Source organism: Planctobacterium marinum, assembly GCF_036322805.1.
Lineage (GTDB): Bacteria > Pseudomonadota > Gammaproteobacteria > Enterobacterales > Alteromonadaceae > Planctobacterium > Planctobacterium marinum_A.
Map to the genome: position 1 here is coordinate 3073858 of NZ_AP027272.1, position 12096 is coordinate 3085953.

Genomic DNA, 12096 nt, shown 5'->3' on the forward strand with positions numbered 1-12096 from the left:
GCCAGAGCCCGTTTTTTGATAAAACGGCTCTGAACCCAATCACCTGTTTTACGTGCGTATAAACAAAAAGGGCCAGAGTTGTTTGTATAAACGGCTCTGACCCTTGAATAGATAACCTTTAGTCTTCGTCGATGCTGGCTTCGTAACCTTCGGCATCCATCAGGTTTTCCACTTCGCCTTCATCGTCGGCTTTAATTTTGAACAACCAACCGTCGCCATAAGCATCTGAGTTAACAAGTTCTGGAGAGTCTTCAAGCTCTTCGTTAACACCGACTACTTCACCGCTGATAGGCGCATATACATCAGACGCCGCTTTCACAGATTCGGCTACAGCCACGTCATCACCGGTGCTCACCTGGTCGCCAACATCTGGTAAATCAACAAATACCATATCGCCTAATAACTCTTGAGCGTGCTCGGTAATACCAACAGTGAAAACACCATCGCCTTCAGGGCGCACCCATTCATGAGTTGCGGCATAGCGTAATTCAGCAGGAATGTTACTCATAATTTTTCCTCGGATAGTTCTTTATAATTTGATGAATTAATCGGTTCTTTAACGGTTCAGTCAGGCAAAAATTGAATTATAAAACTGACTTGCCGTTACGCACAAAACTGGGTTTTACCACATTTACTGTAACCCACTTTTTGCGCATTTCCACTTCAACGGTGTCGCCCACGGTTTTTGGTACACGTGCCATAGCAATACTGTGGCCTAATGTGGGTGAGAATGTACCAGAAGTGATCACGCCTTCGCCATCGTCAGTTTTCACTTTTAAGCCAGCGCGCAATACACCTTTTTCAGTCATTACCAGGCCTACCAGCTTGTCGTTATTGCTGGCTTTTAATTCGGTCAGAGCTTTACGGCCCACAAAATCGCGTTCTTCTGGTTCCCAGGTAACTGTCCAGCCCATATTGGCCGCTAATGGAGAAATTGTCTCGTCCATATCCTGACCATACAGGTTCATGCCCGCTTCCAGACGCAAGGTATCACGTGCACCTAAACCACATGGCTTAACGCCAGCAGCTAATAGCTTATCCCACAAGGCCGCAGCCTGGTCTTCAGCCACGATGATTTCGTAACCCGCTTCGCCAGTGTAACCCGTTGTGGCGATGAACAAGTCTTCAGCTTGTACACCAAAGAACATTTTCATGCCCTCTACTGCGGCTTTTTGCGCATCAGATAATATCGTGCCTGTCTTTTCTTTGGCATTCGGACCTTGTACCGCCACCATGGCCAGCTCCGGGCGCTCAGTAATGCTTACATCAAAACCTGCAGCGTACTTATTCAGGTGGTTTAAATCTTTTTCTTTAGTGGCTGAGTTAACCACTACGCGGTAATCCTGCTCATCGAAGTAATACACGATAAGGTCGTCTACTACCCCACCCTTTTCATTCAGCATACCGCTGTATAGGGCTTTGCCTGCAACCTGCAACTTCTCTACATCGTGCGTAAGTAAATTGCGCAAGTAGGCTTTAGCATCAGCACCTTTCACATCAACGATAGTCATGTGAGAAACATCAAACATACCTGCGTCCTGGCGCACAGCGTGATGTTCTTCGATTTGAGAGCCGTAATTAAGGGGCATTTCCCAGCCATGGAAATCTACCATTTTGGCATTAGATTCAAGGTGTTTGGCATGAAGCGGAGTGGTTTGCAGCATGGCTTGCTCTCTTGTTAATTGTAGGGCTTTTTAGTTGGCGCAAATTATAGGCGCTTAACGGCCCTGCAACAAATTGCAATTACTTATAAACACATAATATTTTTAAATACATAAGCCAACTGACATTTGGAGTTTTTATACCCCTTACCAGTTAGTCAACTCCTTTTTACTAAGGTATAGCCATGACTCACAGGGTATCAACTGGCATGCCTGCTTTTTCTGTTAGCAATTCATTCAGCGACTATTATCTGAACATTCATCAAGGGTTCATGCCTTTGATACTTATTCAGGAGGCAACAGTATGCGGTATTGGTATATCAAAAGATTCTGGATTGTCGGGTTTACGCTCCTGGCGTTGCTCGGGCAAGTTCAAGCCGGCACACTTACTCTGACTCTGCTGGATAATGCCAACGGGCAGAACGCACCCGATAGTGATATTACTGCTTATCGCGTTTTAGCCGATGGCAGCCGTGAGTACGTCAGCCGGGGCAACACCGATGCCAACGGCCAAATACAGCTGGAATTGGAAGGCATAGAGTCCGGTACGCCATATCAATTCCGCACCCGCGCTTTTAACGGTACCAAACTCTTCAGCGAGATAGTGACTCAAGCGAGTGAGTTCACCTTTATCGCAGGCAAGAAAATCGTAATACTGAAAAATGGTGCGGATGCTTCCCACCCTCCCTTGGCTAACCATTCGGTGACTTTGAAAACGCCAAAAGAAAACGGCGGTCTGCGCTGGCTTGCTTCTGCCACATCCGATGAAAACGGCATAGTGCGCTTTAATCCAACGGACGAGAGTTTGCAATATGTAGTTGCCGCTCGCTCTACCCTGACCAATGAAGAAAAACGCACTGAAATTACCAGTGCCACTGGCGAGCTGGAATTTGTGGTGGGCAACTTACCACTTAACGTACAACTAAATCACGGTATTAGCGGTGTCCCCGTTGCGGCACAGCGCATTGACGCCCGCCGCATAGAAGCTGATGGCAGTACCTCCTGGGCGGGACGCAGAGAAACCGATGCCAACGGCCAAACCGTATTTGATTTGCCGGGATTGGGCAACGGTGTGCAATACCAATTGAAAACCTATAACGCTGAGGGTTTTTTCGCTCAACGCGTGGTATCGGATACCGGCAATTTAACCTTTGCTTTTGGCAACGCCAGAGTACAACTCCTAAACGGACGCGAAGAAGGCCAGCCAATTTTACATGGCACAAAAGTTACTCTCTATCAACAAAGCGATTCGGGACTTGAGTACCTGTTTCGAAATACCAGTGATGTCAATGGTCAGGTATTGCTGGATTTAACGGGGCTTAACGACGGCCAAACTTATGTCGCCAAAGTGCGTATTGACGATAAAAACTACACCGCCAACATCAACCAGACCGGCGACAGCAGCGCTGTATTTGGCAAGCTACCACAAATGTTGCAGGTGAACCTGAACAACACTGCCACCTCACAACCCATTGTGGGAATGCGTATGGAAATACGCGATGTGACTGAAGAACAATCCCGTCACTTTAAAACTCTGGAAACCGATGCCAATGGCCAAATCGCCGTAGATATCCAGGGCTTTTACGATAATCGTCAATACCAGGTGCGTTTTAAACCCTACGATGGTGAGCGTATCTACAGCGATATTATTACCAGTCCTGCAGAGCTTACCTTTAATCTGCATCTTGAGCCTGAAGGCTTTCAGGTTAATGTCTTAGACGGTACTCAACCACAAGCTACAGCTATCACCGATACTCGGGTGGATGTTTATCGTCTGCAAGGCGATGAAAAACACTGGTATACCCGCAAAGACACCGACGCTTCTGGCAACGTGGCCTTTACCTTACCGGATCTGGAAAAAGGCCAGCAGTATGTGCTCAAAGCCAACCACAGCCAAACCAATCGTGGCTTTTACAGCGAACCACTTACCGGCAATCAAAGCCACGAATTTGTGGTGGGTTATCAGCCCACCAGCGTTACTGTGGTAAATCCGGTGAGCAATGCACCACTTGCCAATACCCGTATAGATGTCAGACGACAGCGCGAGGACGGTAGCTGGTACACCGAAAAACGCGAAAATACCGATGAAAACGGCCAGGTGGTATTTCACCTGAGCGAACTCAATAGCGAGCACCCTGCCCTGTTAAAAGCCATCAGCAGCGATGGTTTCCGCGCCGGAATGCCCATTACCAGCACTGGCGAACATCAATTTCCGCTGGGTAATACCGTGCTTACAATTCTTAACGGCCGGGTGGAAGGTAACCCCATTCTTAGCGATACCCGCGTCAACATATACAGACTAGCAGGAGAACAACGTGAAAAAATCAGTCATGCAAACACGAATGAAAATGGTCAGGTTTTACTTGCACTACCAGAATTGCAACAAGACGAGCAATACCAGGCCGTTGTTAACATCGAACGTAAAAACTACGAATCCCTGTTACCCGGCTTAGGCGGCTCTGAGCATGTGTTTGGCAAACTGCCGCAGATGCTCAACATTACCCTGAACAATACCCGCACTAATTCCCCCATATCAGACATGCGCATTAGTGTGCGGGATGTCACCGAGGAAGATTCAAAACACTTCGCCACCCTCACCACCGATGAAAACGGTTTTGCCAGTGTCGATGTGCAGGGATTTTATGAGAACCGCCAGTACCAAATTAAGTTTCGTCCTTTCGATGGTGAGCATATATACAGCGATGTGATCAGTGAAGCTGGCGATGTCAATTTCGACATCTATTACGACGCTGATGGTATTCCTGTTGCTTTACTGGATGGCAGCCAGGCCAGTCAACCGCCTCTACCCGGTAAACGCATTGACGTTTATAAGATAACGGGCGCAGAGCAAAAATGGTATAGCCGCCAGGATACCGATGAAAACGGTATGGCCTATTTTAAATTGCCGGATTTAGATATCGGTCAGCAGTACCTGTTGCGCGCTTACAGCGAGATTAACGGCGTTAAACGCTACAGCGAACCGTTCGGCGATGTAGACAGCATGGAGTTTGTACTGGGTAATATGCCGGTAAACGTCAACTTGTTTGATGTGGCCAATAACACTGCGGTACCGGATTTTCGAATAGATGCGCGCAAGCAGCAAGATGACGGTAGTTTTAAACATTACCAGCGCGCCAATACCAACGCCGAAGGCATCGCCCAGTTCGATCTGGAAGGCTTTGATAGTGGCGCGGTATATCAGTTCAAAGCCCATTATCTCGCTACCGGCGATTCCTACAGCGAAACAATCAGTAGTCTTCAGGATGTAAACTTTCGGGTGGCCACTGTGCCTGTACAACTGATCGACCGCGACACCAATGCCGCCATTGGCAATGTAAGAATTGACGCCAACTGGCTGGATGAAGACAACAAAACTCGCTGGGGACGACGCGGCGATACTGACGCCGAAGGCAATGTAGTATTCGACCTTGACCGCTTGCGCGACGGTACCCGCTATGTATTAAAGGCCCGCAACCCCTTTGGTGAAGATAAAACCTATTATGGCCCCATTCTCTACAACGAAGGTGCAGTGCAGTTTATCGTAAAACAAGGTGAATACGGTGAGCTGGACCTGGCCGACCCCGAAGTATTTATCACCAGTCCTACCCGAGACAATGTAAACGGTAATGGCTTTTTATTGGCCGGTACTGCCAGCGACGATAACAGCATTGCGCGAGTAGAGGTGAGCATAATCGACCCGGTAAAAGGCACCACCACAGGTGATGCCACTCTGCAGGAGAACAGCCAGTGGCAGTTTCCGGTACCCGACTCTGCAATCAGTTTTGATGAACAGATCACGGTTTTAGTTACCGCTTATGACGCCGCCCTTAACAGCATATCTACCGAGCGCAATTTCAATGTGGTATCTGACATGGAAGCCCCGGTTATCACTATTGTCTCTCACGAAGACAACGACAGTGTCAATGAAACCGGATTTACCATTTTAGGTAACGCCAGTGATGACACCGGCACCGTGCAAGTGCGCGCCAGTCTCACCGACCCACTACTGGGCACAACCATTGAAGACCAGTTAGTTAGCGTGGCAGAAGACGGGCAATGGGCGCTGATTGTTACCAACGGCAAAGTATCAGGCGGAGAAACCATCAGCCTGAATCTCAGTGCTATCGACAGCTCGGATAAAAGCACCGATATCACGCTGGTTTTAGCTGTGCAAACCATAGTACCTCAACAACAGCAGCTCATCAGTCGTATTACCTTTGGAATGACGCCAGATTTGTATGTTAATCAACCGGATGCCGCCACCTTCCTGGCAGAACAGTTAAATCCGGCTGAAATTGACGACAGCGAAGTGCAAACAGCGGCACAGTCCTGGACACTGGAAAGCATCGACGATCTCAAAGCATTGCAAATGCACCACATGCTTTACTCACATCGTCAGCTTAACGAAGTGATGACCTGGTTTTGGGAGAACCACTTCAACACCCATTATGGTGTGCATCGCAACCTCGCCTTTGAAGTGGCTGAAAACCAAGGCTTCCGACAACATGCCTTAGGCAACTTCCGGGATATTCTGGCGGTTAGCGCTAAAAGCCCGGCCATGATTTATTACCTCAATAACGCGCAAAACTTTGTGGGCCGAGCCAATGAAAACTACGCTCGGGAAATCATGGAGCTTCACACCCTGGGCGTTGATGGTGGCTATACAGCAGAAGATGTAGCCGAGTTAGCCAAGATATTTACTGGCTGGCATGAACAAGATGGCGCCTTCTTCTTTAACGAAACCGCCCACGATTTCAGCGACAAAACCTTGTTAGGTGTTGCTATACCTGGTTCAGGACTACAAGAAGGTGAAAGCGCACTAGATATTCTGGCCAGCCATCCCAATACGGCGCGCAATATCTGCCGCAAACTGATCACCTTATTTGTATCGGATACCCCGGTTACCAGTTTGCAGGGGCAGTGTGAAGGCGAATTCCTGTTGTCCGGTGGCAATATTGCTAGTGTTTTAACGGTGTTATTCGGCTCAGATGAATTCGTGGCGCTGGAACACCAGGGCAGCAAAATCAAAACGCCATTGGAAGTTTTATTGGCTGCAGTGCGCAGCGTTAACGCCACACCGGACTATTACGAAATGGCCCGCACCTTATCCAGAATGGGTTATAGCCTTTTTGAATATCCGGTGCCTACTGGTCTGGCCGAAACTGGGGCAGACTGGTTAAGCTCGGATGCCCTGTTGCAGCGCATTCGCTTTGCCAATCGATTTGCCCTTGAAGGGCGCGAAGGTGCCAGTGTTGATTTGCAACAATTGTTGATTTCCATGGGCTATAGCTCGGCTGATGCCATTGTGGGCTTACTCGCCGACCTCACCCTTAACGGCAGGCTTACCGATCTGGAACGGGATGTAGCGATAGCTCTACTCAACGAAAATATCGCTCAGGGAGAGTCTTTTAATATCAACTCGCCCGACGCCCCCGAGAAATTACAACGCCTGCTGGGCACCATGCTGAGTTATCCGGCATTCCAGTATCAATAAAACGCAGGAGTCGTGAATATGAAACGTCGTCAATTTGTAAAAGGGTTACTGACTGCCACTGCTTCTGCCGGCATGTTAACCGATAACCCCATTTCGCTGTCGTTCCGCAAGGCTATGGCAGCGGAGGGAAAATCTGTGGTGGTGATATTTCAGCGCGGAGGTTGCGATGGCCTGAATGTGGTGGTGCCCTACTCTGAGCCCAATTACTACAACATTCGCCCCACCATCGCCATTCCTGCACCGGATTCGGGCTTGGCTAACGCCGCATTGGACCTGAATGGTGTATTCGGTCTGGATAATAATATGACGGGGTTACATCAAATCTGGCAAGAAGGTAATCTGGCTATTATGCCTACCACCCACTACAACGATGCCTCTCGCTCACATTTTGATAGCCAGCATTACATTGAAAGTGCCCGCCCTGGAGTGCGAAACGGGCAACAAGCCAGTGATGATGGTTGGCTTAACCGTCACATGCAATCGCAATTCTTACCCTCTTCGTTTCGAGCGGTAAGCATGGGGCGTGGCGGTATTGCGCAATCTTTGGTGGGCTCTGCCGATGCTAAAACCATTGGTAGCCTTGCCGATTTCAGCATAGGCGTGGCTGATGACGAACAAGCCATGTTGTTGCAGCGCATTGATCAGATTTACCAACAACCTGCCAGTGCCATGACAAATCACCAGTTATTGCAGCGTTTTGGCAGCTCTTTGGTATCGGATCTCAACATCATTGGCGATATTCGCAATCAGGAATATATCCCAGACAATGGTGTTACTTATCCCAACAGTGGCCTGGCAAGAGACTTACAGCAAGTGGCGCAATTGTTAAAGGCCGGAGTGGGATTAGAAATTGCCACAGTAAGTGTTGGCGGTTGGGACACGCATGCGGATCAGGCCATGCTATTACCCCCCAACCTGGGACGTTTTAGTGAAGCCATCACCGCATTTTATCAAGATATGGGCAGTATGATGAGCGATGTAGTGATACTTACTGCCACCGAGTTTGGCAGAACATCACACGAGAATGGCAGCCATGGCACCGACCACGGCCATGCTTCCTGCTGGTTTGCCATGGGCGGTGGTATTAGTGGTGGGATATACGGTGACTGGCCGGGCCTTGAAGATGATCAACTGAATCGCGGCCGGTACCTGGAGCACACCCTGGATTGTCATGATATCTATGGTGATATTCTGGTAAACCACATGCTTAACAATGATCTGGCCACGGTCTTACCCGGCCATAGCTATTCGCCAGTGGGATTGTTCTAAATAGGATTGGAATATTTCGATGTGCTTAATCGTTTATTATTTAAACGAATAAAAAAGCACGCGATAATACGTTAATAACGACTCGATAAAGAGTTGCAACACACGAGAGCGTGTTGACCGTTGCGGTTCAATTTTGCAGCAAAGGTCGACACGCTCTAACTAACTGCGTACTTTTTGGCGTCCGGCTCATGCCGGACGTTTTTTCATGTGCTGATTTTTTTGGCGTTATTAAGGAGTCAGAGACCTTGAAGCGCCTTGGCATCCCACAAAACTAGTTTGCGCTTAATTGCATGTCCATCGCATTGTTACCTAAGGTTAGCGACTCAGAGCTACTCCAGCTGGTATCTGGGAAGAATGAGGTACTAAAACCGCCTTTACCATTGCGACTAACTTGCAGCAAGCGATCCCCCGACAATTGATATTGCGTTTCTCGTTCAAGCCAGGCACTGATGCTCATTAATACCCAGGCTCTGCCTTTGCCATGGAAGGAAATATTAGAACGCAGTGGAGTGCCATCTTCAGCGACAGTGATAAAAAACTGCCCCTCAAATTTATTCACGTATTCGCGGGTTTTCTTATCATCAATGATGACCTCGAGCGGCAAATCAAACTGCAACACCGTTTCTCCTGCCACTGGTTCTTCTGATTCTTGAACACCAACATAGGTGCTACGGGCCAAAAAGCGCTGCAACCTGGGCCCTGCCGAGATCATATTTTGGAAATCAATAGCATCCAAATTTTCCAGCGCCATCATAGTTGGCGTGTTCACATCTTCGTCATCCGCTTTTGCTTGTTGTTCTTGCTCTACCTTGGTTAACAAACTCTGCGAATAATGCACTTGCAATCCAGAACCGTCATCTGACAAGGTTAAACTGGCTTCCCCTGTGCGAATACGCTGCTCCTTGCCCTCGCCACGGATATTCTCTATTTGATTACCAAATTGCGCAGTGATAGGCGAATTACCCTCCAATTGCGCCAGACGAGCTTGCAGCTTTTCCAGCGAATTGGCATAGCTTTGCATGCTGAGTGCAAGTAGTGATAGTCCCAGAACAATCGCTGACTTTTTCATAAGTTCCCTTTTAAAGTGGATAGGTGAATTTTTTAGTGTGAAGGGAATTGTAAAAGTTCCCTGTTAATAACAAAAGCCTCAGGTACAATTGCTAACAATTTAGTAAACACCGTAGTTCTAGTTATTGTCGAACGCCCATGAAGCAGCTGTCATTAGAAAATTTGCGTACCTTCGTTACCGTGGTAGAGCTGGATGGATTTTCCAGAGCCGGTGAAGTACTGGGACGCTCGCAGCCTGCGGTTAGTTTGCAAATCAAAAAACTGGAAGAGCAATTAGGCACGCGCCTATTTCAAAAGCAAGGACAGCGCCAGGTAGTTAACCACGCCGGGCAAAAGCTTTATGAACTGGCCATTCCCCTGTTAAAGCAAAATGATCACATCTTTCAGTTCTTCGCAGAGAAACCGGTTTCGGGGAACCTACGTTTGGGGATCCCCAGCGAGTTTGCCACACAACTCTTACCTTCCATTATTGGCTCTTTTAACAATATGTATCCAGATGTCACCCTGGAAGTCACCTCGTCATTGAGTGCCTCATTGCTGGAAAAACACCGTAGCAAACCCTTTGATTTACTGCTCACCATCGCCGCACAAAACGATGCCGAAATTCACGCTGAAGCGGAGGGGTTTACCCTGACGGATGAGTTAGTTTGGGTGGGCTCGGAAAAACAAGCTATTAACCAAAGCTCAGTAGATTTAGTGGTGGCACCAGAGGGCTGTCGCTATCGAGAGCAATTGTTACGCAGTCTGAATAGTGCCGGTTTACACCACCATATTCGCTACACTATTTCCGATATTACCGGCATTAGTGCCGCGATACAGCAAGGCCTGGGAATAACTGCTTTAGCCAAAAGTACCGTGCCAGATAATTTGGTCATTATCGAAAATACCGCCCTGCCCCCGTTGGGCAAAATTGCCATTCAACTTAGCGTGCGTCATCAGCGCAATAAAGAAGCCACAGACAAACTAGCCGAATTTATTCGCACCCGTCTGGCGGTGAATCTCAGCCATTGATGTAATAACAATTAGACTATCGCAATAATCATTACTGTATTAAGCTACGTCTGAGTTAAAAAAAGTAGACATCATGACACAACGAGATCCCTTAGCGCTGGACAACCAGCTTTGTTTTGCCCTGTATTCCACCTCACTGGCTATGACCCAAGCTTACAAGCCATTGTTGGAGCCACTGGGTCTCACCTACACCCAGTACACCATTATGCTGATTTTATGGGAACAAGATGGTGTCACTCTGAAATCTATTGCAGATCGCCTGGGACAAAAATCAGGCTCGCTCACGCCGGTAATTAAACGCATGGAAAGCCAAGGGCTGGTTAAACGTATTCGCGGAAAAGAAGACGATAGAGCACTCAGCATTGCCCTTACTGAATCGGGCAAAGTTTTGCGAACCCAAGGACTAGAAGTAAATCGTTGTCTGGCGGAGAGTTGCGGTATTTCATTACAAGAAATGGAAACATTAAAAACAACCCTGCTGGAACTAAAGACAAGAATCTCAAAAATATAACTTGCGCAAAAATAGTTATCGCGATAACTTAATGTTAATTTAATCGCAAAAAGTCCTTAGTTGGACTTTTTTAACACCCATTTAGTTATCGCGATAATTATTACTTGAATAGTTTATAAGGAGTTATCATGAATCCAGTATATACAACCTCTGCTACCTCAACTGGCGGTCGCGACGGCCAATCTGCTTCAGAAGATAGTCGTTTATCTGTAAAGTTAAGTACTCCCAAAGAGCTGGGTGGTGCGGGCGGTGAAGGCACTAACCCAGAGCAGTTATTTGCTGCCGGATATTCAGCCTGTTTTATCGGTGCCATGAAGTTTGTCGCCGCTCAGGCAAAGCTGACCTTACCGGACGATTTATCCGTAAAAGCCACAATTGGTATTGGTCAGAACGACAAAGGACCAGGGTTTGCTATTTCTGCAGCCTTGTCTGTGTCTTTGCCTGGGCTGGATAAAGCCGTTGCCGAAGATCTCATCGCCAAAGCCCATCAGGTTTGCCCCTACTCCAATGCCACACGCGGTAATGTAGATGTGCAGCTAGCATTGGCAAGCTAACTGATTTTGGGGTCAGAAATTTTGAGCCGGACTTATTCGTTGCTTTGAAAAATCAGTTCGGTTTCAAGGTGTCTGCCCCAAAGTATCTCGCCCGAATCTGCAGCCACTTTCTTAATTAATCCTTAAGAACTGCGATAACCTTATTACAGCGTTTTCTTAACTCTGTGAGGGGACGGGCTGATGAAAATAATCACTAAGAGGCAGGCAAAAAAATACTATCTTGCTATCGCTAAGCAGACCAAAAAGGTTGGCCAATTTGGCAGTCCGCTTTGGAAATTGTTTGTTAAGCTCATTGGCGAATGCGCCTTCAAAATAGCGCAACCAGGCCTGTTTGCACTAATGCTAACAGCGATACTCAAAGCCCTGTTGCAACCACTGTTAGGGCCGCTGTTTTCTGCAAAAACGCTATTTAAAACCAGCGGCCAATAACAGCAAATAATTCTTTTGAGAAAACAAGCTCTGAAGTGGCCCATAAGAAAAGCCTTAAACTCTGCACAATATCAAATTCGAAGTCCTGTTCGGGGCTCC

The 12096-nt window shown here is 47.7% G+C and carries 9 protein-coding genes; 6 read left to right on the forward strand and 3 right to left on the reverse strand.

Translation table 11 applies throughout. The features are described from left to right. Positions 1-118: 118 nt before the first annotated feature. Together gcvH and gcvT are read right to left on the reverse strand one after the other, a co-directional pair. Positions 119-508, reverse strand: coding sequence for a glycine cleavage system protein GcvH (gene gcvH / locus AABA75_RS13680; protein WP_338293168.1), 390 nt, complete (start codon positions 506-508; stop codon positions 119-121). 76 nt (positions 509-584) lie between these two features. Beyond that, positions 585-1664, reverse strand: a complete 1080-nt coding sequence (gene gcvT, locus AABA75_RS13685) for a glycine cleavage system aminomethyltransferase GcvT (RefSeq protein ID WP_338293169.1) — start codon at positions 1662-1664, stop codon at positions 585-587. A 301-nt stretch (positions 1665-1965) separates the two neighbouring features. On the opposite strand from gcvT, the gene AABA75_RS13690 reads away from it, so the two are divergent. Beyond that, complete coding sequence (locus tag AABA75_RS13690) at positions 1966-7155, forward strand: DUF1800 family protein (protein ID WP_338293170.1); 5190 nt, start codon at positions 1966-1968, stop codon at positions 7153-7155. Positions 7156-7173: 18 nt separating this feature from the next. Beyond that, positions 7174-8424 carry a DUF1501 domain-containing protein gene (locus tag AABA75_RS13695; RefSeq protein ID WP_338293171.1) on the forward strand — a complete coding sequence of 417 codons (1251 nt, stop codon included), beginning with the start codon at positions 7174-7176 and terminating at the stop codon, positions 8422-8424. 271 nt (positions 8425-8695) lie between these two features. Here AABA75_RS13695 and AABA75_RS13700 read toward each other — a convergent pair whose 3' ends face one another. After that, positions 8696-9493 (reverse strand): hypothetical protein, encoded by a 798-nt coding sequence (locus AABA75_RS13700; RefSeq protein ID WP_338293172.1) that lies wholly within the window; start codon positions 9491-9493, stop codon positions 8696-8698. Between the two features lie 137 nt (positions 9494-9630). Here AABA75_RS13700 and AABA75_RS13705 point away from each other — a divergent pair, with 137 nt between their 5' ends. The 4 genes from AABA75_RS13705 (at position 9631) to AABA75_RS13720 (ending at position 11997) form a co-directional block, all read left to right on the forward strand. Then, on the forward strand, positions 9631-10503 hold the full coding sequence (locus AABA75_RS13705) for a LysR family transcriptional regulator (RefSeq protein WP_338293173.1): 873 nt from the start codon (positions 9631-9633) through the stop codon (positions 10501-10503). A 73-nt stretch (positions 10504-10576) separates the two neighbouring features. Beyond that, the gene (locus tag AABA75_RS13710) at positions 10577-11014 is read left to right on the forward strand and encodes a MarR family winged helix-turn-helix transcriptional regulator (RefSeq protein ID WP_338293174.1); all 438 of its coding nucleotides are present in this window, start codon (positions 10577-10579) and stop codon (positions 11012-11014) included. A gap of 128 nt (positions 11015-11142) precedes the next feature. Beyond that, positions 11143-11568, forward strand: coding sequence for an organic hydroperoxide resistance protein (locus tag AABA75_RS13715; RefSeq protein WP_338293175.1), 426 nt, complete (start codon positions 11143-11145; stop codon positions 11566-11568). A gap of 180 nt (positions 11569-11748) precedes the next feature. Next, on the forward strand, positions 11749-11997 hold the full coding sequence (locus tag AABA75_RS13720) for a hypothetical protein (protein WP_338293176.1): 249 nt from the start codon (positions 11749-11751) through the stop codon (positions 11995-11997). Positions 11998-12096: the final 99 nt, after the last annotated feature.